This is a genomic window from Leisingera sp. ABM4_060 (genome assembly GCF_056158765.1).
The window spans coordinates 2,594,949-2,617,500 of the sequence record NZ_JBSWTX010000001.1 but is presented as its reverse complement, the minus strand read 5'-3'; the positions used below and the strand labels follow the sequence as shown (position 1 = coordinate 2,617,500).

General features: G+C 60.0%; 21 protein-coding genes, 1 tRNA gene and 2 rRNA genes. 11 read left to right on the top strand and 13 right to left on the bottom strand.

The features are described 5' to 3' along the window. Positions 1-338: 338 nt before the first annotated feature. From ACXAEH_RS12565 to ACXAEH_RS12555, 3 genes are all read left to right on the top strand, one after another. Positions 339-3,167: ribosomal RNA gene (locus tag ACXAEH_RS12565) — 23S ribosomal RNA — on the top strand. 208 nt (positions 3,168-3,375) lie between these two features. After that, positions 3,376-3,490, top strand: a 5S ribosomal RNA gene (gene rrf / locus ACXAEH_RS12560). Between the two features lie 40 nt (positions 3,491-3,530). Beyond that, positions 3,531-3,607: transfer RNA gene (locus tag ACXAEH_RS12555), tRNA-Met, on the top strand. A 407-nt stretch (positions 3,608-4,014) separates the two neighbouring features. Here the strand turns inward: ACXAEH_RS12555 and ACXAEH_RS12550 are convergent. The 4 genes from ACXAEH_RS12550 to ACXAEH_RS12535 all read right to left on the bottom strand — a co-directional run bounded on the left by ACXAEH_RS12550 (position 4,015) and on the right by ACXAEH_RS12535 (position 8,445). Then, a protein-coding gene (locus tag ACXAEH_RS12550; RefSeq protein ID WP_475030875.1) for an IS3 family transposase occupies positions 4,015-5,366 on the bottom strand; the annotation gives its coding sequence in 2 pieces (ribosomal slippage) (positions 4,015-5,030 and positions 5,030-5,366; 1,353 coding nt in all). 275 nt (positions 5,367-5,641) lie between these two features. After that, positions 5,642-6,520 (bottom strand): alpha/beta hydrolase, encoded by an 879-nt coding sequence (locus ACXAEH_RS12545; RefSeq protein ID WP_475033194.1) that lies wholly within the window; start codon positions 6,518-6,520, stop codon positions 5,642-5,644. A gap of 58 nt (positions 6,521-6,578) precedes the next feature. Next, entirely contained in the window at positions 6,579-7,760 is a 1,182-nt protein-coding gene (locus tag ACXAEH_RS12540) for an iron-containing alcohol dehydrogenase (protein WP_475033193.1), read from the bottom strand. Positions 7,761-7,854: 94 nt separating this feature from the next. Then, complete coding sequence (locus ACXAEH_RS12535) at positions 7,855-8,445, bottom strand: NADPH-dependent F420 reductase (RefSeq protein WP_475033192.1); 591 nt, start codon at positions 8,443-8,445, stop codon at positions 7,855-7,857. 81 nt (positions 8,446-8,526) lie between these two features. On the opposite strand from ACXAEH_RS12535, the gene ACXAEH_RS12530 reads away from it, so the two are divergent. Next, positions 8,527-8,892, top strand: coding sequence for a winged helix-turn-helix transcriptional regulator (locus tag ACXAEH_RS12530; protein WP_475033191.1), 366 nt, complete (start codon positions 8,527-8,529; stop codon positions 8,890-8,892). Positions 8,893-9,021: 129 nt separating this feature from the next. After that, a complete protein-coding gene (locus tag ACXAEH_RS12525) occupies positions 9,022-9,393 on the top strand; it encodes a LysR substrate-binding domain-containing protein (RefSeq protein WP_475033189.1) in 372 nt (123 codons plus the stop codon). Between the two features lie 524 nt (positions 9,394-9,917). Here the strand turns inward: ACXAEH_RS12525 and ACXAEH_RS12520 are convergent. The 9 genes from ACXAEH_RS12520 to ACXAEH_RS12480 all read right to left on the bottom strand — a co-directional run bounded on the left by ACXAEH_RS12520 (position 9,918) and on the right by ACXAEH_RS12480 (position 17,487). Further along, positions 9,918-10,568: an FMN-dependent NADH-azoreductase gene (locus ACXAEH_RS12520; RefSeq protein WP_475033188.1), complete on the bottom strand. Its 651-nt coding sequence runs from the start codon at positions 10,566-10,568 to the stop codon at positions 9,918-9,920. A gap of 26 nt (positions 10,569-10,594) precedes the next feature. After that, positions 10,595-11,062 carry a hypothetical protein gene (locus tag ACXAEH_RS12515; RefSeq protein ID WP_475033186.1) on the bottom strand — a complete coding sequence of 156 codons (468 nt, stop codon included), beginning with the start codon at positions 11,060-11,062 and terminating at the stop codon, positions 10,595-10,597. Next, positions 11,059-12,351 (bottom strand): amidase, encoded by a 1,293-nt coding sequence (locus ACXAEH_RS12510; protein WP_475033185.1) that lies wholly within the window; start codon positions 12,349-12,351, stop codon positions 11,059-11,061. The genes ACXAEH_RS12515 and ACXAEH_RS12510 overlap by 4 nt, the downstream gene beginning before the upstream one ends. Next, the gene (locus tag ACXAEH_RS12505; RefSeq protein WP_475033183.1) at positions 12,351-13,238 is read right to left on the bottom strand and encodes a polysaccharide deacetylase family protein; all 888 of its coding nucleotides are present in this window, start codon (positions 13,236-13,238) and stop codon (positions 12,351-12,353) included. Before ACXAEH_RS12505 ends, ACXAEH_RS12510 begins: the two co-directional genes overlap by 1 nt. Then, positions 13,235-14,785 (bottom strand): amidohydrolase family protein, encoded by a 1,551-nt coding sequence (locus ACXAEH_RS12500; RefSeq protein ID WP_475033181.1) that lies wholly within the window; start codon positions 14,783-14,785, stop codon positions 13,235-13,237. Before ACXAEH_RS12500 ends, ACXAEH_RS12505 begins: the two co-directional genes overlap by 4 nt. 12 nt (positions 14,786-14,797) lie before the next feature. Then, positions 14,798-15,493, bottom strand: a complete 696-nt coding sequence (locus ACXAEH_RS12495) for a DUF1989 domain-containing protein (RefSeq protein ID WP_475035569.1) — start codon at positions 15,491-15,493, stop codon at positions 14,798-14,800. Positions 15,494-15,602: 109 nt separating this feature from the next. Beyond that, positions 15,603-16,388 carry an SDR family NAD(P)-dependent oxidoreductase gene (locus ACXAEH_RS12490; RefSeq protein WP_475033180.1) on the bottom strand — a complete coding sequence of 262 codons (786 nt, stop codon included), beginning with the start codon at positions 16,386-16,388 and terminating at the stop codon, positions 15,603-15,605. A 65-nt stretch (positions 16,389-16,453) separates the two neighbouring features. Next, positions 16,454-17,014, bottom strand: coding sequence for a VOC family protein (locus ACXAEH_RS12485; RefSeq protein WP_475033178.1), 561 nt, complete (start codon positions 17,012-17,014; stop codon positions 16,454-16,456). A gap of 11 nt (positions 17,015-17,025) precedes the next feature. Beyond that, positions 17,026-17,487, bottom strand: a complete 462-nt coding sequence (locus ACXAEH_RS12480) for an ester cyclase (protein ID WP_475033176.1) — start codon at positions 17,485-17,487, stop codon at positions 17,026-17,028. 284 nt (positions 17,488-17,771) lie between these two features. Between ACXAEH_RS12480 and ACXAEH_RS12475 the strand changes: the two genes are divergently transcribed. From ACXAEH_RS12475 to ACXAEH_RS12450, 6 genes are all read left to right on the top strand, one after another. After that, on the top strand, positions 17,772-18,986 hold the full coding sequence (locus tag ACXAEH_RS12475; RefSeq protein ID WP_475033174.1) for an ABC transporter substrate-binding protein: 1,215 nt from the start codon (positions 17,772-17,774) through the stop codon (positions 18,984-18,986). Between the two features lie 105 nt (positions 18,987-19,091). Continuing rightward, positions 19,092-19,820, top strand: coding sequence for an ABC transporter ATP-binding protein (locus tag ACXAEH_RS12470; protein ID WP_475033172.1), 729 nt, complete (start codon positions 19,092-19,094; stop codon positions 19,818-19,820). Next, entirely contained in the window at positions 19,813-20,061 is a 249-nt protein-coding gene (locus tag ACXAEH_RS12465) for an ATP-binding cassette domain-containing protein (protein WP_475033171.1), read from the top strand. The genes ACXAEH_RS12470 and ACXAEH_RS12465 overlap by 8 nt, the downstream gene beginning before the upstream one ends. Further along, on the top strand, positions 20,054-20,488 hold the full coding sequence (locus ACXAEH_RS12460) for an ATP-binding cassette domain-containing protein (protein WP_475033170.1): 435 nt from the start codon (positions 20,054-20,056) through the stop codon (positions 20,486-20,488). The genes ACXAEH_RS12465 and ACXAEH_RS12460 overlap by 8 nt, the downstream gene beginning before the upstream one ends. Next, a complete protein-coding gene (locus ACXAEH_RS12455) occupies positions 20,485-21,357 on the top strand; it encodes a branched-chain amino acid ABC transporter permease (protein ID WP_475033168.1) in 873 nt (290 codons plus the stop codon). The genes ACXAEH_RS12460 and ACXAEH_RS12455 overlap by 4 nt, the downstream gene beginning before the upstream one ends. Position 21,358: 1 nt before the next feature. Next, positions 21,359-22,354, top strand: a complete 996-nt coding sequence (locus ACXAEH_RS12450; RefSeq protein WP_475033166.1) for a branched-chain amino acid ABC transporter permease — start codon at positions 21,359-21,361, stop codon at positions 22,352-22,354. Positions 22,355-22,552 lie beyond the last annotated feature (198 nt).

Here is a 22,552-nt window from a genome sequence, read left to right as displayed (position 1 = left end):
AACCGGACGAAAATTGACATCGTTTAGAGAGATACAATCAACAATACTGTTGGCCGCCCGAGTGTGGGAGAGGCCTCAGTGAGGTGCTGATTACCTTCGGGTATGATGCAAGCCTTGGACCGCGTCGCTTTCCTCAGACGCCCCTTGGTTTGCCTTGCTGAAACGGCAGTGTTGTCCAAGTCAAGTACACTAACCCGCATGATCTGACGATCATGCAACAAGTTCCTGGTCACCGACATGACCGGGAGCGGGATAGTTTGCTTTTTGGTTCAGAATAAGGGTGCGGTTTCTTACCAGCTTCCGCACCGTGGCATGAAACACTGTCTTTTTCTGGATCAAATCAAGCGCGAGAAGGGCGTTTGGCGGATGCCTTGGCAGTAAGAGGCGATGAAAGACGTGATACCCTGCGATAAGCTTGGGGGAGCCGGGAATAGGCTTTGATCCCAGGATCTCTGAATGGGGGAACCCACCTGAAAGTCCGTTATTGTTACCTTTGGTGATCAATAATGGGTTTAACCAGGTACTTAAGGACTGAATACATAGGTCTTTAAGAGCAAACCCGGGGAACTGAAACATCTAAGTACCCGGAGGAAAGGACATCAATAGAGACTCCGTTAGTAGTGGCGAGCGAACGCGGACCAGCCGAGCCTGATGAGTGACCAGAATGCGTTGGGAAACGCAGCCAGAGCGGGTGACAGCCCCGTATGGGAAGCTCTGAGGGACGTATTAAGTAGGGCGGGACACGTGAAATCCTGTTCGAAGACCGGAGGACCACCTCCGAAGGCTAAGTACTCCTTACTGACCGATAGCGAACCAGTACCGTGAGGGAAAGGTGAAAAGCACCCCGGCGAGGGGAGTGAAACAGTACCTGAAACCGAACGCCTACAATCAGTTGGAGGCCCCTTGAGGGCTGACAGCGTACCTTTTGTATAATGGGTCATCGACTTGGTCTCACGAGCAAGCTTAAGCCGCTAGGCGGAGGCGCAGCGAAAGCGAGTTTTAATAGGGCGCATGAGTTCGTGGGATCAGACCCGAAACCGAGTGATCTAGGCATGGCCAGGTTGAAGGTGCGGTAACACGCACTGGAGGACCGAACCCACATCTGTTGAAAAAGATCGGGATGAGCTGTGCCTAGGGGTGAAAGGCCAATCAAACTCGGAGATAGCTGGTTCTCTGCGAAATCTATTTAGGTAGAGCGTCATCCGAATACCCCGGGGGGTAGAGCACTGGATGGGTAATGGGGCCCCACAGGCTTACTGATCCTAACCAAACTCCGAATACCCGGGAGTACTGGATGGCAGACACACTGCGGGTGCTAACGCCCGTAGTGGAGAGGGAAACAACCCTGACCTCCGGCTAAGGCCCCCAATTCATGGCTAAGTGGGAAAGCAGGTGGGATGTCCAAAACAACCAGGAGGTTGGCTTAGAAGCAGCCATCCTTTAAAGATAGCGTAACAGCTCACTGGTCTAAATAAGACGTCCTGCGGCGAAGATGTAACGGGGCTCAAGCCATGAGCCGAAGCCGAGGATGCACATAGTGCATGGTAGCAGAGCGTAGTGTGACATAGTCTCATTCCTCCTTAGTATCTTCGGATACATTGGAGGAGAGAGGCTTTCGATGAAGCCGGGGCGTGAGCCATCCGGTGGAGAGATCACTAGCGAGAATGATGACATGAGTAGCGACAAAGAGTGTGAGAGACACTCTCGCCGAAAGTCCAAGGGTTCCTGCTTAAAGCTAATCTGAGCAGGGTAAGCCGGCCCCTAAGCCGAGGCCGAAAGGCGTAGGCGATGGGAACCAGGTTAATATTCCTGGGCCGTGGAGTGGTGACGGATTGTGAAGGTAGTTCGCTCTTATCGGATTGAGCGGGCTGCTGATCAGTCCCTGGAAATAGCCCTCCTGTCAGACCGTACCCTAAACCGACACAGGTGGACTGGTAGAGAATACCAAGGCGCTTGAGAGAACGATGTTGAAGGAACTCGGCAAAATACCTCCGTAAGTTCGCGAGAAGGAGGCCCGGGTTCAAGGCAACTTGGATCCGGGGGCACAAACCAGGGGGTGGCGACTGTTTATTAAAAACACAGGGCTCTGCGAAGCCGCAAGGCGACGTATAGGGTCTGACGCCTGCCCGGTGCCTGAAGGTTAAAAGGAGGGGTGAGAGCTCCGAATTGAAGCCCAGGTAAACGGCGGCCGTAACTATAACGGTCCTAAGGTAGCGAAATTCCTTGTCGGGTAAGTTCCGACCTGCACGAATGGCGTAACGACTTCCCCGCTGTCTCCAACATCGACTCAGCGAAATTGAATTGCCTGTCAAGATGCAGGCTTCCCGCGGTTAGACGGAAAGACCCCGTGCACCTTTACTACAGCTTCGCACTGGCATCAGGATTGTGATGTGCAGGATAGGTGGTAGGCATCGAAACCGGAACGCAAGTCCCGGTGGAGCCTCCCTTGAGATACCACCCTTCGCACTCTTGATGTCTAACCGCGGTCCGTTATCCGGATCCGGGACCCTGCGTGGCGGGTAGTTTGACTGGGGCGGTCGCCTCCTAAAGAGTAACGGAGGCGCGCGAAGGTTGGCTCAGAGCGGTCGGAAATCGCTCGTTGAGTGCAATGGCAGAAGCCAGCCTGACTGCGAGACTGACAAGTCGAGCAGAGACGAAAGTCGGCCATAGTGATCCGGTGGTCCCGCGTGGAAGGGCCATCGCTCAACGGATAAAAGGTACGCCGGGGATAACAGGCTGATACTGCCCAAGAGTCCATATCGACGGCAGTGTTTGGCACCTCGATGTCGGCTCATCTCATCCTGGGGCTGGAGCAGGTCCCAAGGGTACGGCTGTTCGCCGTTTAAAGAGGTACGTGAGCTGGGTTTAGAACGTCGTGAGACAGTTCGGTCCCTATCTGCCGTGGGTGTAGGATACTTGAGAGGAGTTGCCCCTAGTACGAGAGGACCGGGGTGAACGATCCACTGGTGGACCTGTTGTTGCGCCAGCAGCAGTGCAGGGTAGCTATGATCGGACAGGATAACCGCTGAAGGCATCTAAGCGGGAAGCCCCCCTCAAAACAAGGTATCCCTGAGGGCCGTGGAAGACCACCACGCCGATAGGCCGGAGGTGTAAGCGCAGCAATGCGTTCAGCTGACCGGTACTAATCGCCCGATAGGCTTGATTTGATCCAGTAACAGACAGTGTTACTCAAAACCAAACAAGCAAACACATCCCTAACAAACACTTGGACATGTTGATTGTATTGCCTCCTGCATTTGGAAACGTCTTCGTGACATAACTCCTGGGCGGTCTCTCGCGTATTTACTTCGTAAACACGCTGCCGACCGCGAACCGAGAAAATCCAAATGCCGAAGGCATCTGGATTTTTCTCGGTTTGGTGGCTACAGCGCAAGTGAAACACCCGGTCCCTTCCCGAACCCGGAAGTTAAGCACTGCCGCGCCGATGGTACTTGGGCTCAAGCCCTGGGAGAGTAGGTCACCGCCAAACCTAGTAAAATCCAAAAAACTCTAAACAAAAGAACACCTGTCGCGGGATGGAGCAGCCAGGTAGCTCGTCAGGCTCATAACCTGAAGGTCGCAGGTTCAAATCCTGCTCCCGCAACCAAATTTTCCGATATATATCAGCAGTATAGCGCCCCAAGGGGCGCTTCTTGCGTTTGTGCCTTCCCGGCACCTGGAAGCACTGTGGAAGCAAGCGGTGGCGAATGGCGCTGTGGCAGATAGGCAATACTGGCAGGATCCACTGAAACGGCGCCAAGAGCCCACAGCAGTCCTTGGCCACCCAGTAGCACCTCGCATGTGCAACACGTCGCAAACGACGGTTACCCGACCTTCGTGTGACACAGCGGACAGCCAGAAATGGGTTTCTGTAGGTCTGCAACTCTCCAGTAAGCAGGTTGCCATGGTAGAAGATTCATGTGACTCCCGACATAGGTCAATGTCCGTTGTCAGGGATTTTGGGACAGATTGCGGCGTGATCTAAGAGAGGGTCTGGCTCATCTGGTGGTCTGATTATGCTGCGGATTTGCGGTGAAGCAAGCGCCGCGTTTCGATGGTCTTTCGTTTGATCCTTTCTCGTTGTTTTAGAATGGCTTGCCCTCGCCCGAAGTAGACGTCAGCGGGTGTCAGGTTCAGCAGGCTCTCGTGATAACGGTGGTGATTGTAGTGCTCGACGAAGGTGCCGATCTTCTGCCTGAGGTCGCCCGGTAGGTCGTAGTTTTCCAGCAGGACGCGGTTCTTCAAGGTCTGGTGCCACCGCTCGATCTTGCCCTGGGTTTGCGGGTGATATGGCGCACCGCGAACGTGATGCATCTGCTGATCTTCCAGCCAGTCAGCCAACTCGCCAGAGATGTAGCTGGAACCGTTGTCTGATAGCAGCCGTGGCTTGTGCAGAACCTTCGCCTGGTTGCAGCCCGAGGCTTGCAGCGCCAGATCCAGGGTGTCGGTCACGTCGCCCGTCTTCATCGTCGTGCAGAGCTTCCAAGCGATGATGTAGCGGCTGTAATCGTCCAGGATCGTGGATAGGTAGAACCAACCCCAACCGATGACCTTGAGATAGGTGAAGTCAGTCTGCCACAGCTGGTTGGGACGCGTTGTCTTGTCCTGGAACTCGTCTGCCGCCGACAGAACCACGTAAGCCGGGCTGGTGATCAAATCATAGGACTTGAGGATGCGATAGACCGAAGCCTCTGACACAAAATACTTTTCCGTGTCAGTGAAGCGCACGGCCAATTCGCGCGGCGACAGTTCGCTTTCCTTCAGGGCCAGGTCCTTGATCCTCTCCCGGACCGCCTCGGGAATGCGGTTCCAGACCCGTGGCGGCCTGGGGCGGCGGTCCTCAAGCGCCTCAGGGCCGCCAGACAGATACCGGTCATACCAGCGGTAGAAGGTCGCTCTGGGGATGCCCAGTTTGTCCAGCGTGCGTTTGGTTGGCAAATGCGATCCTTCCACCAGCCGGATGATCTCCAGCTTCTCGGATGCGGGGTACCTCATTCGCCATCGCCCCCATCCCCGAGTATGCTTTTTTTCAGAAGGCGCAGTTCCAATGCCTGCTCGGCAACGACCTCTTTAAGATCGCGCGCCTCACTTCGCAGATCCTTGACCTCGCTCGACGTCGCTGCACGCGCCGTGTCGCCCGCCAGGCGCTTCTTCCCAGCCTCGAGGAATTCCTTGGACCAACTGTAATAGAGGCTCTGAGCAATGCCCTCGCGGCGGCACAGCTCAGCAATACTGTCCTCGCCCTTCAGGCCGTCCAGAACGATCCTGATCTTCTCTTCCGCTGAATACTGCTTGCGGGTGGCCCGGCGGATATCCTTGACGACCCTCTCGCCGTGGCTCTGCTTGGTTCCGGGTTTCTGTCTCATCTCCACTCCTTGGCGGTTACGATGTGCCAGAAACCCTCTCTTATCAAATCAGCCTAAACTGTCCCATTGGCGCTGACGTCAGACAATTTTCTGGGGTAACGGATCGGGTGAGTCGATCTATGTGAAGTAAATCATTGCCTTAAGAGGCCTCAGGAGCCTTTTTCTGGCGATTGAGGATAAAATATCGAAATTTTATCCTGTTTTCAATATTTCGCGTTTGCCAGATTGCTTTCCTTGAAATGGGCTGGCCCAGGGCGGCCGGCCTGCAGACCAGGTCACAGAACCCGCAACAGGAAGTCCCGTACTGCTTGCGACAACGGCCGGACGATGGCTGGATCGTCGTAGATGTCGGTCTGGCCTTTGGAGGCAATCTCAATGTGCTGCTTGTCCTTAGTTGGCACCGCACAGTAGAACTTTTTTGCCCAGCCGGGGTTCAGAGCATTTTCTCCATGTGCCATCAGGAAAGGCATGGTGATATGCGGCGCCGCGGATTGCACGTCGAACTGCAGGAAATGCTCGCGCGACATGACGGCGAATTCGTTGGTGTAGTTAGGATGCGCCGCGCGTCCTGCGTAATAGTCGTAGGTGGACCGCAGCGTCATCGCCGCGTCCCGGTCCAGCGCAACAGCAGGGATGGTGCTGAGTTCGCCGGTGGCTTCATACTGAAGCCGGGCGGCTCGGCCTTCTGCAACTTTTTGCGCAAAGCCTTCCGGGTCGGCAGCCTTCATGGCGGGCACGTCGCGGTAATAGCCGGCAATTGCTGCAAAGCCCCGGACTTCCGGGCGGTCTTTGAGGGCATGGGCGACGTAGCCGCAGCCCAGGCAGACGCCAACGGCAGCGATCCGGCCGCTGTCGATATGCGGCTCCTCCAAGAGGACGTCCAAAGCGGTTCGCAAGTCTTCGATTTTGTGCTCGTAGAACTCATACTGGCGCGGCTCGCCGCCGCTTTGGCCATAATGCCGGTGGTCGATCGCCAAGGCGGCAAAGCCGCAGTCTGCCAGCGCGGCGGCATAGGTACCGGTCACCTGCTCCTTGACCGAGGTCATCGGCCCGCCAACGATCAGGCCGGGAAAAGGACCTTCTCCCTCGGGCAAATGCAGGTCGCCGGCGAGGGTTTCGCCACCGACGGTGAATTGGACTTGCTGAGCTGGCATTTGCGCCTCCTTTCCGATGGGCCGGACTTTCCCTGTTGCGCCCGGCCCAAGCCATGTGTCAGGCAGGTACGCCTTCGGCGCGGGCTCCTTCAACGCAGGCCTCGACGATGTTGCGGATCCGGGCGGGCGTGAAGATGCCGTTTTCGCCGAGGCTGGTGATCCCCTCTGCCTCAAGGCTGGCCAGGATACGGGACACTGCCATTCCGTCCGTCACTCCGGCCTCGCCCAGGCTCAGCGGCAGGCCGAGCATGCGGTAGAAGTCTTCGATACGTTCAATCACCTGCAGGGGAGTGGGCTGTTGCATCCCAAAGACATTCTCGCCCAGCATAACCAGTTTGCCGGCCTTTTCCGAAATGCCTTCGCGCAATAGTGCGGGCTGGACGATGGTGAGGGTGCGGGCGTGGTCTATGCCCCAGAACACGGTCAGGCTGCGGCAGATCACATGGCTGGCAAAGTCGCCGGGCACGCCAAGGCCAAGGATGCCGCTGAGCGCCTGGTTTGCGGCCCACATCATGTTCTGGTTCCACTCGGGACTTCCGGCCTGGTCGAAATTGTCCGCCAGCGAGACCAGGGTGTGCATCACCGCCTCGGCGTAGCCGTCCTGGATCGGGGCCCCCGCTGGGTAGGTCAGGTATTGCTCGCAGCAATGAACGAAAGCATCTGCCAGGCCGTTGGCCAGCTGGCGCGGCGGCAGCGAGGAGAGGACCTGCGGGTCCATGATGGCGAACTGCGGCACAACCAGATCGGAGGTCAGAGCCAGTTTCAAGCCTCGGGTCTTGTCGGAGATGACCGCGTAGGCATTGGTTTCCGATCCGGTGGCGGCGGTAGTCAAAACAACGCCGACAGGCAGGGCCTGGGTGACTTCCGCGGATCCATCCAACAAGTCCCAGCCATCGCCGTCATAGAGGCTGGCAGCGGCGATGTACTTGGCCGCGTCTATGACCGAGCCGCCACCGACGGCCAGGATCAGAGAAATTCCCTGGTCGCGGACCAGCCTGACCGCGCGGGTGAGGGTTTCGTATTCAGGGTTCGCCTCGACCCCGCCGAATTCGCGGAAGTCATGCCCGGACAAGGCGCTGATAACAGCGTCATAGATGCCGTTTTTCTTGATTGAGCCGCCGCCGTAAAGCACCAGCACCCGTTCAGCTAACGGGATCGCAGTTCCGAGCTTTGGGATATTTCCGGCGCCGAAATAGATCCGGGTCGGGGCGCTGTAATGAAAGTTGAATGCATGGGTCATAGGCAGGCTCTTGTGAATGCAGCTTGGGAGGCGGGGCGTTCTAAATTGCGGCAGAGGCCGGGAGTGCGGGTGCCAGCCTCTGCAGGAGTGCGGGTCAGGCGCGATGGTAGAGGAATGCGGCGTTGGTCCCGCCGCCTTGACCCACCGCAAGCTCGATGTTCAGATGCGCCATGGCTTCGAGGTAGCGGGCCGCGCTCAGCTTGGTGATGGCCACCGGGGCAAAACCCGCATCCTTGGCCAGCGCGGCAACTTCTGCCACAGCCTCGCTGTCATCGCCGGCCGCAAAGGCAGTGATGTTCTGCCCGCCGCGGCTGATGGCATCCGGGCTCATCACATCGGCAAAGATGGTGTTGAAGGCTTTGACCACCCTGGACTGCGGCAGCAGTTTTGCGGTCTCCTCGCCGGCGGAGGTCTCCTGGCCCAGCAGCAGCGGCGACCAGTCGTCGTTCAGCGGATTGGTTGCATCCACCACGATCTTGCCGGCCAGCGTACCGGCCAGCGGTCCAAGAACACCTGCTGCAGCGTGATAGTGGACCGCGACGACGACGATATCGCCATGGGCCGCGGCGTCCTGCAGCGAAACCCCGCCGCTGCGGCCGCCCATCTGGACGTCGTGGCCGCCTTGGGTGAACAGGGCTGTCAGTTTGCTGCCAACATTTCCAGTTCCGAGAATACCGATTTTCATCTTTGGCTCCTTTCGGGATTGAATTGGTCCGGAAAATGGGCAGGGTGGTACCTGTCGTCAATTAGGTACCCAGAGGTAACTATGGGGAATATTCCTGAGGGCACACCTGATGCCTTTGCTGCTGCCTGCCCTTCGCGTGAAATCCTTGTCCGCTTGGCCGAGAAGTGGACTTTTTTGATTGTTATTGCGTTGCAGCACGGGCCAGCCCGCTTCGGGGCACTGCGCCGCAAGGTGGAAGGGGTGTCGCAGAAGATGCTGACACAGACGCTGCGCAACCTGGAAAAGGACGGGCTGGTAACCCGGCAGATCTATGACGAGATGCCGCTGCGGGTAGAATATGAACTGACGGCACTTGGGCGGGAACTGGTGCCCTTGAACCAAGCTATCAAGGACTGGGCAGAGCACAACATGCGACATATACTCAAACAGCGATCAGGTTACGGTTAATTGGCGCTGCCTCGAACATTCCGGCAGTGGTACGAACTGGGCGCCCGCCAGAGAGTCGCGTGCCGGTTTTCGGCCTACGCCATCAGCCAGAAGACACCATAAAGCAGGAAGGGTCGGGCAACGGGAAAGATGGCACCGACGCCGGAGGCACAGTGTTTTCTGGGCGAGTCGGAGGCGATCCCTGACCGGCTGGCACTGTCGGCCCAAACCATGTTAGAGATCGGGGCGCTAGCGAAAGGGCGTCTGAACATCGCCTGTATACCTGCGGCGGAAAGCCTGCTGGTGTCGCCACTCTTGGCGGAATTCCTGCAGGACAAGCCGGAGGTGCGGGCCTCTTTGATGATGCGGGCCCCGCCGGTGATCGAGGAATGGGCCGCCTCGCAGCAGTATGACATCGGGCTGGCGAAGACGCCGAAACCCTCAGCGGCGATTGAGACAGTGGATTTCCAGATGGAAAGTGTCTGTGCGATCCCTGCAGATGATCCGCTGGCAGAATTGTAGGCCGTGGAAGTGCGGCATTTGTCGGGCAAACCGATGGCGGCATTGTAGGAGGGGCATCCGACCTGATTGCCACCCTGCGCTCATTCTAGGCGCAGAAAGCGGATTGAGCACCGGCTTGAACTCCGAACCTTTCACCCGGCGCTGATACTGGTGGAGAGAGGGCTGTGCTAATACGTGTGCGACCCGATCATTGCGGCCGGGTTTGTGAACATGCGGCCTGAATCTCGGCCGGAGGTGTTCCGCCCATTCCGGCTGGACGTTGCGCTGGAGGTGTCGATACTGCAGCCCGCACACCGGGGCCGCCTTCTGCCTTGGCTGACGAGTTTGCAAAACTCCTGAAATCGGCTTTGGAAGGCGTCAATGATCTCTTTTGGTGAGAAGTCCTGAAACCGCCCCGTCACATTCTCGGCAGTTCACAACATTCATTTGCAGCTGTTTTTGCGGAAAGTTCTGCGCCGCAGCAGCCAGGTTTGCGGAAGGCGCAATAGGCCCTCCGCAAAAAGTGCAAATATCCGGTTCTGCGATCACTCGGCAGCCAGGGCTTCGGCCAGTTCTGTCGCGCGAGCTTGCGCAGCCGCCAGTGAGATTTCCCAGCGGGCGTCTTTGAATTCCTCGTATTCGATGGCGACGGTTTCCATTTCCGAGGCGTCAGCGCCCAGATAGTGAGCCGAAGCTGCCAGTGCCGGATCAAGCCCGTTCAAATGGGCCCGCTCGCCGCCAGGGGCAAAGCCGAACTCGCCGCGGGACGACAGCACAACCAGCTTCTTGCCGGTCAGGATCGGCTCAATCGGCACATCGCCGCGGGCCAGATCAAAGCTGAATGTCACGCCGACGCGTGCAATCAGGTCAAACCAGGCCTTCAGCGCAGCTGGCATCGAATAATTGTACATAGGCGCGCCAAGCGCGATCACATCAGCAGCTTTGATCTCTTCGATCAGCGCATCGGATTCGGCCAGGATGGCGCGCTGATCTTCTGTCAGCTCTGCCGGATCAGTGAAAACCGCAGCGATCCAGTCTTCGTTGATGATGCCCGGCGGGGTCAGGCCGACATCGCGTTCGGTGATGGAACCGCCGCCGTTGGCTGTCCAGGTCTCGGCAAAGATGCGGGCCAGGTCGCGGGTGTGCGAGCGGTTCTGCCGGGCGCTGGAATGCACGATAAGCAGGGATTTGGGCATGTGTTTGCTCCTGTTGGAAAAAATGTTCAGACGTCAAAAGGTTCGGCACTAAGGCCGGTTGCGGCAAAAGCCGAGGTGATCGAAGGCAGGATGTCCCAGGCCTGGGACGCGATGGCCCAGCCACCCGGGTTCCGCACCAGCAGAAAGGCGCTGATGTCTTCAGTGACTTCGGTCCGGTTTTCATGCATTTCGCAGCCGGCCATTGCGACTGCCACATTGCCGGCAACCCAGATGTGCAGGCCGCGGCCCTTCTCCTCAAACACGGGAATACGGCCGCTGTCGCGCAGGCCTTCCATTCTGGCAGCGAAATCCTGGGCAGACTGGGCCTGGGCCGGGCGGGCAGAGGCGAAGAGCTGAGCTTCCGGCAGATAAGCTCCGGTCAAGGCGGCGTTATCAGGTGGCGTTTCCTCGTCCCAGCACAGGGCGCGGAACTGGCGGGCAATCAGCGCTGCGATCTCCTCGCGGTCGGCTGCGGTTTGACTGGCGGCTGTCATGCTGGTGTCTCCATAGTGAGTTGCGAAAGCAGCGGTGCAAGCGCCCCGGCAGAGGCCAGAATGCTGCTGTCGCTGCCGGCGGGGCCGGCAAGGGTAAGAGAATGCCCGGGCCTGCCTGCACCGGCAGGCATGGCAAGCGACGGCATGTCGAGATAGGCAAGCGGCATCGCCAGGCTCAGCGCTTTGGCATTTTCCTGTGCGAACCTGTCTGCGCTGACTGAAACAGTCTCCAGCCGGGCGGGTGGGGCCGGAACCGTGGGCATCAGCATCAGGGCGCCTTCCAGTTCCCGTTTGGCGAGCGGTTGCAGGCGCTTGCGCGCCGCCATCAGCTGCCGGGCATTTGCAGGTTTAACCGGTAGCGCGGCCTGAAGCCTGCGGCGGACATTGGGATCAATCGCCGGATTGCTGAGGCGGGTGTACCGGGCCAGGGTGCCTGGCGCTTCGGCGGCGACAAGTGTTCCGAAGCGCTCAAACAGCGTGCGGATTTTGTCCAGTGCCGCAAAGGGCCGGATCTCTACCACCCAGCCGCTTTCACGCAACCGTTCGGCGGCTGCTTGCAGCAAAGTCTCTATCTCAGAAGACAGGCATCCCAGGCTGGCAATGTCAGGAATGACGATCCGCCGGGGCAGGGCTGAATTGGATGCCGGCATGGTCTCCCGCAAGGCGCCATCCAGAGCTTTCAGTCCATCCAAATCCCGCGCCATTGGCCCTGGTGTGTCGAGCGACGGCGCCAGCGGCAGGATGCATCTGCCGTCATAGCGGCCGATAGTTGGCCGGAAGCCAAACAGCCCCTGGTAGGCGGCCGGGACACGGGTAGAGCCGGAGGTATCTGTGCCAATCGCAAGGTCCGCGATGCCAAGCGCCAGGGCCGAGGCGCAGCCGGAGGAGGAACCGCCGGGCACAAGATCCGGGTCCAACCCATTGCGCGGGGTGCCGAAATGCGGGTTCAGGCCAAGCCCTGAGAAGGCAAACTCCGACAGGTTCGCGTGGCCCATCGGGATGGCCCCTTGCGCCTTTAGGCGCTGAACCAGCGGTGCGTCTGCTGCTTCAGCCTGGGCAATGAAACTCAGCGAGCCGGCAGTGGTCGGCAGGCCGGTCAGCGCGACATTGCCCTTGATCACAACGATTTTGCCGTCGAGCGGGCCAAGTGAGCCTCCCTCTGCCCGCCGCCGGTCAGACTGCCGCGCCAGCTCAAAAAGCGCAGCATCGTTGCGGCGGATGAAAATACCGGCGGCATCGGGCTGATCGGCCCGGCCCAATGCGCGGGCAAGACGGGTGACAGCTGACATCAGAACAGGACCGGTTTGGTGTAGTAGGGCAGTTCTTCCACCCGAACGGCGTTTGGATCTTTCGCGGCCTCGGCGCGGACATGGTCTGCGATTTCATGCAGCGGCGCAAACCAGACATCGCCGCGCTCCAGCACTTTCTCCAGCCAGGTCTCCACCTGCCGCCAGCGCGCCAGACGCCCGGTCAGGAAGGGGTGCCAGATCGCCAGCCAGAACCCGCCGGCTTCATATTGCGCCTCGAATTCTTCCCAGAACCCTTCAAGTCCGCGGCTCGGCCCGGCCACCGGCATCATGTAGCCGATTTCATCGTAGTGGGCGAAAGGCGGCCAATCGTCGGTGCCCCAATGGACCGGAAGTTCAACCAGCGACCCGGCAGAGGTGTTCATCAGATAAGGCACATCATCGGCCATCAGCGAGCTTTCGTATTCGAAGCAGTGCTCGATCAGCAGGTCGATGACGGTTTGCGTCACGTTGTAGACAGGCGCACGGTAACCCTTGGGCGTATTGCCCAGCACCCGTTTGTGGCTGTCCAGGGCCCTCTCGAACCACTCCCGCTGCTCGGCAGGCCCGTGTGCGGTGGGGTCTTCGTGCAGATAACCGTGGTGGCCGATTTCATGGCCGTCCTTCAGGATAATCTCCATGGCGTCGGGGTATTGCTCGACCACCCAGCCAGGAGCAAAGAACGACTGTTTCAACCCAAACCGGCGGTAGGTTTCCAGGATGCGCGGGATGGCAACCGTGGGGCCGTATCTGCCCATCGAGATGGGATAGAGCCGGTCGTGGCCGTCTTTCGGGCGGGAGATATGGATGAGGCTGTCAGCGTCAATGTCAAAGCTGATGGCACAGGCGCAGCGCGCTCCATGCGGCCATTTGATCGGCTTGCGGATCATAGCAGGTCCTTTCCTGTCGGCGAGGGCCGGGCGCCGTAGCGCGTCACCGGCGGATGAGTGTCGGCGGCCCAGGCGTCCCACCGCGCGTACCAGCGCATCAGGTAGGGGCGCAGATCGCGTTGCAGCTGCCGGGCCGCGGAGCTGGGCGGGTTGGCGTCTGCTTCCTGCTGCACCCGGTTCATCAGGGAAGGCTCATCAATCCCCGTGCAGATGCGGCTGTGCAGAACCGGCCGGCCGCCCACCAGAACGTCGCGCACATCATCTGCCTTGGCGCGGCCGACGATCAGCTCCAGCGGGTCAGCAGCGGTGCTGGTCCAGGGCGTCAGAAGACGTTGCAGATCCAGAACCACCGCATCCGCGCAAAACCTTGGATGCAGCCGGCCCAGCTCATCTTCCCGGCCCAGGAGGCGCGCACCGTGCTCTGTTGCCATTGCGAAGACCTGCTGGGCTGTCAGCGACTGCGCCGTGCCGTGCGGTGGCCGGTTCAGGTTGAGGGCCAGCCGCATCTCGGCAAACATATCCTCGTCGCCGGCCAGCGAGGTGCCATCCATGCCGATGGCAGTTGCAACCCCGGCGCCGACCATGGCGGCCGCAGGCGCGATCCCCGACCGCAGGCGCAGGTTGGAGCTGGGGTTGTGGCTCACTTGGGTGCCGCTGCGGGCGAGGCGGTCAATGTCTTCGCTGGTGGCCCAGACCGCATGTGCCAGAGACAAACGCCCGGTCAGCAGCCCGGTGTTTTCGAAATGCCGGACGACTGAGCCGCCGCGGATGCGCGGGCTTTCGATGCTTTCATAGTGGCTTTCCAGCGCGTGGGTCTGGATACGGGTATCCAGGCGTTCAGCCGCCGCCGCAATTTGCTGCAGCAGATCATCCGGGGTCCATTGCGGGCCGGTGGGGCCGAACCAGAAATTCTGAAAGCCGTCCCCCTGCGGCACCAGGGCACCGATCAGGGCAAGATATTCTGCAGGTGCCAGTCTCTGCCTGCGGGCCTCGCTTTCCAGCAGCCGGGTGTGCAATCCTGGCGGAAGAGTTGCGAGGAAGGCGGCTTCCTCTCCGGCCCCATGCACGATGCGGTTCTGCCAGCGCTCGCCAGGGGCGATGGCCGCACGGATCCCGGCATCATGGTAAGCTGCCGCTTTTTCATGCAGCCGTGTTTCGGCAACTGCCCGCGACGGCCCGGCGGCACACATGTCCACCACAGCCGTCACCCCCGAACGCAGCAGCCGCAAAGCTGAGTAAGCCGTTGACGCATAGGGGGACAGCCCGGTCATGGCGGGGCCGCTGAACATCCAAGGTTCCAGAAAGTCGTCGGCAACCGCCTGGTTGAGCAGTTCCGGCCCATAGCAATGGTGATGCGCGTTGATCAGCCCCGGCAGAATGGCGCAGTCAGGACCGCCCCATTCCGGTATGCCCGGATGAGCCGCCCGCATGTCCGCTGCCGGTCCGGTTTTTGCAACGCGCCCGTGGCGGACCAGGACCGCATGGTCCTGGCGCACATCTGTGGCGGAAAGCACCACCCAGCGGCCAGTCAGCAGCAGATCACCCATCCCGAAACCGCCTCAGCCGCTGGTGACGCGGAATTCGAGCCGTTCCGGCGAGGTGCCTTCGCCATTCACCGGCGTCACATCCTGAGGGCAGGCTGACATAACCGCAATCACGTCGGTTTCGGCACGGAATGACACTTGGTCGCCGGGCTTGGACACCGGGGGCTCGAAACTGGTGCTGCCGTCTGGCTGCACCGGCACGTTCATCCAAAGATTAAAAGGAGCAGGGACCGCCGGCGCCCGCAGGCCAATCGCAATCAGCGCCTGCCGGAGATTATCGGTGCAGTTGTCATGGTAGTCATCGACGCCAAGCTGCCGGTAGCGGTTGTGATCGCAAGCGGCAATCACGGTGTCATGCACACCGGGCGAGGTGTCTTCGGTGATGGTCATCAGCGGGCGGCGCAGGTTCGAGGCCACGCCGTCTCCCACCTTCGGGAAGATCGAGCCGAGCGCGGTGTGCAGATGCTCCATCGAGCTGTATTCGTTCAGGTCATCCGCCGCGAAGATCCAGAAGTCGCAAACCTGGAAGCCGGCAGGATTGATGACCGTCAGGGTCTGCCCCTTGCTGACCCGCACGGCCAAGCCGCAGCGGGCGGGGATCTCATAAAGCTTGCCGGGTTCAGGCGCGCCATCGGCCGAGATGGCAATCTCCATGCTGCGGTTGGTGCCGTCTGGCTGGCCGGGGTCGAATGTGGTGGCGGAGGGGATCATGGCGGGCAGACCTTTGTCGTGGTGGTTTTCCAAAGCACACACCAAAGGCCCGCCCGCGAAAACTGAGGAATCTTCAGGCCAGAGAGAAGAAAATCTAAGCTGAGCGCGCTTAGCCCTGCACTGCACCGCGGTCCGCGTTCAGGGTTTGGCCGGTTATGTTGGCCGCCAGCGGGGACGCGAGATAAAGATAGCTGAGCGCGATATCATCGGCAGATTGCACGCCGGGCAGGGATTGCTCCGCGCTGATTTCCTGGGCGATGACATCTTCGGCTACACCGCGCTCCCGTGCCATTTCCTGCAGCGTATTCAGGGCAGGGCCGGTCATGACCCAGCCCGGACAGACCGCGTTGACCCGGATGCCGCGCGGGCCAAGCTCTTTGGCAATAGAGCGCATGAAGCCGATGTTGGCGTGTTTGGAGGCCACATAGGCGCCGAGTTCTGGCACCGCGGTGCTGCCCCAAATAGATGCCGTGATGATGATCCGCCCGCCAGGCCCCATCTGCGGCACCGCGGCGCGGGTGGTCAGATAGGTTCCGATGGTGTTGATCTCGGTCACCCGGCGGAATTGCGCTTCGGCGTCTGCACTGCGGTCGCTGATCGGGGTGACGGCCTCCAGCCCGGCATTGGCGACAAACACATCCAGCGGGCCTGCCTGCGCAAAGACCTCATCAACCCTGGCACTGTCGGTGATGTCGCAGGTCCAGCCGGTCACGCTTTGCCCGGTTTCATCGGCAATCCGGCGGGCAGCATCATGGATCTCCTCCCCCTGTGCGAGGATGTGCAGGTTCGCGCCATGCTGCGCAAAGGCGCGGGCCACGCCATAGCCAATCCCCCGGCTGGCACCGGTTACTATGACGGTTTGGCCGTTGAAGCCCACTGTCGCGGGGTGTGTCATCTTGCTGTCTCCTGAAAAAAGACAGTGCCGGCCGGAGCGGGCACCGCGGAAGTTGGGGAAGATTCTTACCAGTCCGCCCCGTTGGGCGGCGGGGCAGGGAACCAGCTTTCCGGCTCGGGATAGTCCCAGCCTTCGGGGAAGTGATAAGTCTCGAATGTGGTGCCTGTGGCGTCTTCGGTATCGAAGAAGGCAAAGGCATTCTGGCACCGCCACTTGCCGGACTGCACCATCTTGAAACCGCGCTTTTCCAGTTCGCTGATACGGGTTTCCCAAGGCATATCGTTGCAGTCATAGGCCACGTGGTGGAACCCCGGGCCGTGCTTGTCGAGGAAGTCCTGAAAAATCGAAGGCCCCCAAAGCGGCTGCATCAACTCCCAGATCATGTTGCCGGATTGGGCAAAACAGACTTTGAGCGCAAATTTGCAGGGTTCGCCTTTATATGTCTGGTCCGATACCGTTTCCGGCGAAAAGGTGTAAACGGCCCATGGGCCAATCCCTAGCCGGCAGAGGCCCTCCATAGTTTTCTCGTGGTCATCGGTGACAATGCACAGCTCAACCGCATTGCCGAGGAAGCTGTTTGACAGCGTCTCGCCGTCAACAACCGAGGGCAGCTTGGAAAGGTCCATGGGCAGCGGCTTTACTTCTGCGAGCCGTCGACACCGGCAATGGCCAGATGCGGCAGCGGCATGACGCCCAGCTGGAAGAACAGGCCCAAGGTATCTTCGTGATAGAGGTAATCAGTGATCTTGCCGTTCTCGTCGAACTTGAACCACTCGGCACCATAGATGTCGACTTTGCGCCCGGTGCCGGGAATGCCATAGAAGTCGCCCTGGTGGGTGCCGCGCAGGCGGAAGCGGGACATCACGGTGTTGCCATCGGCCACTAGGTCAATCGCGTCTTCGTGGATGTCGGGGAACGCCTCGCGCCAGAACGCTACCAGCTTTTTGAAGCCATCACGACCGGAAGGCCATCCATCCAGCAGAAGGCCGTGGCGTACGTCTTCGTCAAAGATCTCGTCGACGCGCTGCATATCGTTCTTGTTCCAGCAGGTGGCGTAGATGTCAGCCACTGTGGCCTTGTTGCGTTCCTGATCGGTCATGGAAACCTCCTTTTGAATTTCCCGAATAAGTGAGGCGCACGGGCCGTTTCTGTCACCCGACGAAACCTCAGCCCTTGGATGAGGAGATTTCAGGCGCGGATCCCGCGGGCCGCGGCTAGTGTCGGGATGCACAGCGTCCGGCATGGGCGCTCTGCGGCCTCACAAGGCCTCTGTTCAGCAAGGATCTGCAAGCCTGCCCGCAAACTGCGGTTTGCGGCAGGGCGTCTGTGCGCCCGGGGCGGAGCCTTGCCAAAAACACAGCTGTTCCAACGGGAGGAACTTACATGGTTTTCAATTCTCTAAAGGTCCGAGTAAAGGCCGGTCTGCTTGCCGGTGCTATTGCCGCAGCAGGGAGCGCGGCCCATGCCGATACCATTTCGCTCGGCGCGCCAATTCCGCTGACCGGGTATTTCGCCGCGGATGGCGAAACGATGGAGCAGGCAATCAACCTGGCGGTTGGTGAAATCAACGCAAGCGGCGGGCTGCTCGGCAATCAGGTCGAGGTTGTGACCTTCGACATTGGCGACCTGACCCCTGACAAGCTGGCGGCCGCCGCCGCAAATCTGATCGAGCGGGAACAGGTCAGTGCTTTGATCAACGGGTACGGCGGCATGGGGCCGGATATTCCTGCCTTCTGCCCCTACGGCATTCCCTACATCCACAATGACGCGGTGATCGGCGTTGTCGAACTGGCCGAGCGGATGCGCTGCAACGCGATCTTCAATGCCTCCGACGTCGGCTTGAACTACGGCCGGGCCCAGTTCGACATGGTGCTGAAAACCGGCCACGCGTTTGAGACCAAGCGCCTGGCAATCGTGCATGGCGATTTCGAATGGGACATCAACAACGCCAAATCCATGGCCGCTGCCGCCGAGGAAGCAGGCTGGGATGTCGTCTATGTGCAGGAAGTGCCCTATGACACCGTGGAATGGACCGGTATTCAGTCGCAGATCCGTGAGGCCGCACCGTCGCTGATCCACCTGGAAGCTCTGGAGCCTGCCGTCGCCACCACCTTCCTGTCGCAATACAAGGACAAGCCTGCAGGCATGGCTCTGTTGAATGTCGGGTATATCGGGGCGACCACTGGGCTCGACGATGTGATCGCCCAGGGGCAGGCGGAAGGCTTGCTGGCCTTCACCCTGAATGCGCATCAGGAAAACGAGGCCGGTGCGGAATTTGTTGAAAGCTGGAAGGCCGCCTATGGAAGCGAGCCTTCGGTCAGCCTGGCCGCTGCGGTCTATGACATGGTGAATATGTGGGCTGCCGCTGTCGAACAGGTAGGCGATGCCTCAGACCATGCGGCCGTTGCCGAGGCCATCCGCACCATGAAGTACCAGGGGCTGGTCGGAACCTTTGCGTTCAACGACCGCAATTTCATCGACAACGGGCCGGACACCCAGCCTGCACAGCTGTTCCAGGTTCAGAACAACGAGCGCGTCCGTGTTGTGGTGGGCGATCAAAAGGTCGCCGACATCGTGACTCCTTCCTGGATCAAGTAACGGTCCGGGCACCTGCCGCGCCTTCGCTCTCCCTCCTTCTCCGGAAGCGCGGCATTTTTCAGACAGCAGGCCTGATGCAGGCAAACCGTCCAGAAAGCTCTCTTCATGACACAAATGTCCCTTGAAAACGTAACCATGCAATTCGGGCCGTTCCGGGCGCTCACGGATCTGTCTTTTCAGATCGAGCGGGGCGAGATTCTGGGGGTGGCGGGCCCGAATGGCGCGGGTAAGTCGACCTTGATGAACGTCTGCACCGGCGGGCTGCACGCAAGCCGGGGCAGGGTGCTGTTCAATGGCAAGGACGTGACCGGGTTCAAACGCCACAGCCGCTGCGGGCTGGGGGTCGCTCAGACGTTCCAGATTCCGACCCTGCTGTCGTCGGTGACGGTAGGTGAAAACCTTCTGGCCGGGCAGATGTTCGGCAGCGAGGCCCGGGGGTCAGCGCCGGATATCCCGATCCAGGATATCCTCTACCTGACCCAGCTCGAGGACACGCTGAACCTTCCGGCGTCGCAGGCTGATCTTTTGACCCGCAAACGGATCATGCTGGGGGCGGCACTGGCCACGGGGCCGGAAATCATCTTTATGGATGAACCGCTTGGCGGGCTGAACGCCGAGGAAATTGTCGAATTCCTGCAGGTGATCCGTCACGTCCGCGAGGAGCTGGGGATCACCATCGTGATGGTCGAGCACAAGACGCGGGCGCTGGCTGAGATCGCGGACCGCATCCTGATCATCAACTTCGGCGAGTTTGTGATGCTGGACCGCCCCGAAGTGGTGCTGAACGACGACCATGTGGTCGAAATCTATCTTGGAAAGAAACACGATGCTTGAGGTAAAAGGCGTCAACGCCTTCTACAGCGATTTCCATGTGCTGCATGACGCATCGCTGAGCGTGAACAAGGGGGAGCTGGTTGCCGTGGTCGGGGCCAACGGCCATGGCAAAAGCACCCTTCTGAAGACGATATGCGGGCTGGTGCCTGCACAATCCGGCCAAATAACTTTTGACGGCCAGGACATCGCCGGGCGCAAAGCGCCGCATTCTGGTTGGCCGGGGCCTGGTCTATGTGGCTGAGGACCGCCGCCTGTTTCCCGATATGACCGTGCTGGAGAACTTGCAGCTGGGCGCCTATCTGCCCGAAGCGCGCAGGCGGGAGAAAGATAACCTGGACCGCGTGTTCAGCCTGTATCCGCGCCTGGCAGAGCGCCGCGGCCAGCTGTGCCGTTCCTTGTCCGGCGGCGAGGCGCAGATGGTGGCGCTGGGGCGGGGGCTGATGTCCAACCCGTCGTTTCTTGCCATTGACGAACCCTCTCTGGGACTGGCGCCGAACCTCACGGAAACCATGCTGCGCACCGTGTCACAGCTGAACCGCGAAGGGCTCACCGTGCTGCTGGTCGAACAAAGCCTGGCGCTGCTCGAAGGGATGATCGACCGGGTCTATTCCATTGAAGAGGGCGTGGTCACCGAAACAGACAGCCGCAGCCTGCAGGAGGCTCTATGACACAGATCGTTGAAATCCTGCTGAGCGGGATCACCCAGGGGGCTGTCTATTGCGTTGTCGCAGTTGGCCTGTCGCTGGTTTACGGCGCCTCGCGCATTTTGAATTTTGCCCATGGCTCGCTCTATTCGCTGGGGGGCTTTCTGGCCTGGTTCCTGGTCGTAGGGCACTTCAGCCTGCCGTTGTGGCTGGCAGTACTGATTGCCATTCCCATTCTGGCAGCGGCGGGCATCGGTATTGAGCGGCTGATCATCCGGCCGCTGCGGGGCAGCGCTAACTGGAAAATCAACACCATTATGGTGACGCTGGGCCTCGCCTTCATCGTGGAAAACGGCCTGCAGCTGGTTTTTGGTCCCGGCACCAAAACCATTCCGCCGTTCACCGAAGGCGTGCTGGAAATCGGCGGGATCACCCTGTCCTGGTACCGGATCTGGATCTTTGCCATTTCCCTCGGACTGGTGGCAGCGTTGGAGTACTTCCTTTCTGCCACCCGTTATGGCCAGGCCGTCCGGGCAGTCAGCCAGGATATGCAGGGCGCCAATCAGGTAGGCGTGAACGTCAACCAAGTGTTTTCCCTGACCTTCGCCTTGTCGGTGGTGCTGACCGGCATCGCCGGGATCCTGCTGGCGCCGGTGTTCCTGATCTCACCGCTGGGAGGCTGGGCGCCGTTTCTCAAGGCCTTTGTGATCGTGGTCCTTGGCGGGCTGGGCAGCACCAAGGGCGCCTTTGTTGCCGCCTTCATCCTGGCGATCCTCGAGGCCTTTGTCATTTTCTACATCGGCCCGAGCTGGGCCATGCCGGCCTGGCTGGTGATGCTGATCGCTGTGCTGATGATCCGCCCCAAAGGCCTGTTCGGAGTCTGGGAGAACTAAGATGGCTGACCGATCCGCATCAATCACATCGCAATTCACCGGCGCTGGTCTGGGCCGCAGCAGCCTGATTTTCTGGGCGCTCGTCGGCGGGCTTGCCCTGCTGGGAGGGCTTCTGGGCGACAGCTATGTCCGGCACATTTTCATCCTGGTCTTCATCTGGTGCATCGTGATCGCCAGCTGGGATCTGATCCTGGGCTATGCCGGCATTTTCAACTACGCGCAGCTCGTGTTCTTTGCCTTTGGCGCCTATGGCTCGGCGATGCTGTCGATCTATGCCGGGCTGACCCCGCTCTTGGCCATTGGCGCGGCCGCGCTGGTCGGTGCCGGGATCGGTGCGCTGGTGGCCGTGCCCAGCCTGCGGCTGAAAGGCGAATATGTGGCGCTCTTTACCTTTGCGGTGCATCTCGCGCTGCCGCCCTTGATCCAGCAGGGCAAGGCTATTGGCATGGGTGGCAACACCGGACTGCTGGGCATCCCCTGGCTCAATCTCTTCGGCTTCCAGGTGTCCTCCATCGACAAGCTGACCTGGTACTGGGTGTCTCTCGCCTTCGGCGCTGTCTGTGTGTATCTGATCTATTTTGTCATTCTGCGCAAGCGCATGGGGCTGGCCTTCATCGCGATGCGGGACGCCGAAACATTCGCTCAGGCAATCGGTGTGAATGAGTATAAGTACAAGCTTCTGGCCTTTGTCGTCTCGGCGGTTTTCACGGCCGTCGCCGGAGGGATCTATGCGCATTATACCTCTGTGGTGACGCCCAAGGTGCTGGGAACTGAGTTTTTCCTGATGGCAATGGTCATGCTGGCGATTGGCGGCATGGGGCGCTTTCCCGGGGCCATAGCCGGGGTTTTCATCGTGGTCATCGGGAACGAGTTGCTGCGCAGCTTCGATGACTATCGGCTGCTGCTGCTCGGGGTGGCCGTGGTGGTTACGGTGATTTTCTTCCCGGCAGGCGTGGCCGGTGCCTTCAAGCCCAAGCCGCCTGAAAAGGCTGAGTAACTGGCCTGCGTCCCTGGCATTCGGCCTTAGGACGATACAAAAGACACACGGTGCGGAGCGGCTGTCTCCGCACCGTGTTTGTGCTTTTGCCAGCCGATCTGCTCCGGTTTCCCAGCTCGCGCCGGCTGGCAAATTCCGCGGCAGTATTTGAACCTGTTACCCATTGTTTTTGTTTTGAAAAACACCTTCACCCATGGC

Coding starts and splice junctions, on each gene's coding strand:
- ACXAEH_RS12480 (WP_475033176.1), bottom strand. CDS start 17,487: ATGACCGATCAGGAACGCAACAAGGCCACAGTGGCTGACATCTACGCC.
- ACXAEH_RS12500 (WP_475033181.1), bottom strand. CDS start 14,785: ATGGGTGATCTGCTGCTGACTGGCCGCTGGGTGGTGCTTTCCGCCACA.
- ACXAEH_RS12520 (WP_475033188.1), bottom strand. CDS start 10,568: ATGCCCAAATCCCTGCTTATCGTGCATTCCAGCGCCCGGCAGAACCGC.
- ACXAEH_RS12530 (WP_475033191.1), top strand. CDS start 8,527: ATGGGGAATATTCCTGAGGGCACACCTGATGCCTTTGCTGCTGCCTGC.
- ACXAEH_RS12545 (WP_475033194.1), bottom strand. CDS start 6,520: ATGCCAGCTCAGCAAGTCCAATTCACCGTCGGTGGCGAAACCCTCGCC.
- ACXAEH_RS12515 (WP_475033186.1), bottom strand. CDS start 11,062: ATGACAGCCGCCAGTCAAACCGCAGCCGACCGCGAGGAGATCGCAGCG.
- ACXAEH_RS12525 (WP_475033189.1), top strand. CDS start 9,022: ATGGCACCGACGCCGGAGGCACAGTGTTTTCTGGGCGAGTCGGAGGCG.
- ACXAEH_RS12535 (WP_475033192.1), bottom strand. CDS start 8,445: ATGAAAATCGGTATTCTCGGAACTGGAAATGTTGGCAGCAAACTGACA.
- ACXAEH_RS12540 (WP_475033193.1), bottom strand. CDS start 7,760: ATGACCCATGCATTCAACTTTCATTACAGCGCCCCGACCCGGATCTAT.
- ACXAEH_RS12490 (WP_475033180.1), bottom strand. CDS start 16,388: ATGACACACCCCGCGACAGTGGGCTTCAACGGCCAAACCGTCATAGTA.
- ACXAEH_RS12470 (WP_475033172.1), top strand. CDS start 19,092: ATGACACAAATGTCCCTTGAAAACGTAACCATGCAATTCGGGCCGTTC.
- ACXAEH_RS12450 (WP_475033166.1), top strand. CDS start 21,359: ATGGCTGACCGATCCGCATCAATCACATCGCAATTCACCGGCGCTGGT.
- ACXAEH_RS12485 (WP_475033178.1), bottom strand. CDS start 17,014: ATGGACCTTTCCAAGCTGCCCTCGGTTGTTGACGGCGAGACGCTGTCA.
- ACXAEH_RS12495 (WP_475035569.1), bottom strand. CDS start 15,493: ATGATCCCCTCCGCCACCACATTCGACCCCGGCCAGCCAGACGGCACC.
- ACXAEH_RS12465 (WP_475033171.1), top strand. CDS start 19,813: ATGCTTGAGGTAAAAGGCGTCAACGCCTTCTACAGCGATTTCCATGTG.
- ACXAEH_RS12475 (WP_475033174.1), top strand. CDS start 17,772: ATGGTTTTCAATTCTCTAAAGGTCCGAGTAAAGGCCGGTCTGCTTGCC.
- ACXAEH_RS12505 (WP_475033183.1), bottom strand. CDS start 13,238: ATGATCCGCAAGCCGATCAAATGGCCGCATGGAGCGCGCTGCGCCTGT.
- ACXAEH_RS12510 (WP_475033185.1), bottom strand. CDS start 12,351: ATGTCAGCTGTCACCCGTCTTGCCCGCGCATTGGGCCGGGCCGATCAG.
- ACXAEH_RS12455 (WP_475033168.1), top strand. CDS start 20,485: ATGACACAGATCGTTGAAATCCTGCTGAGCGGGATCACCCAGGGGGCT.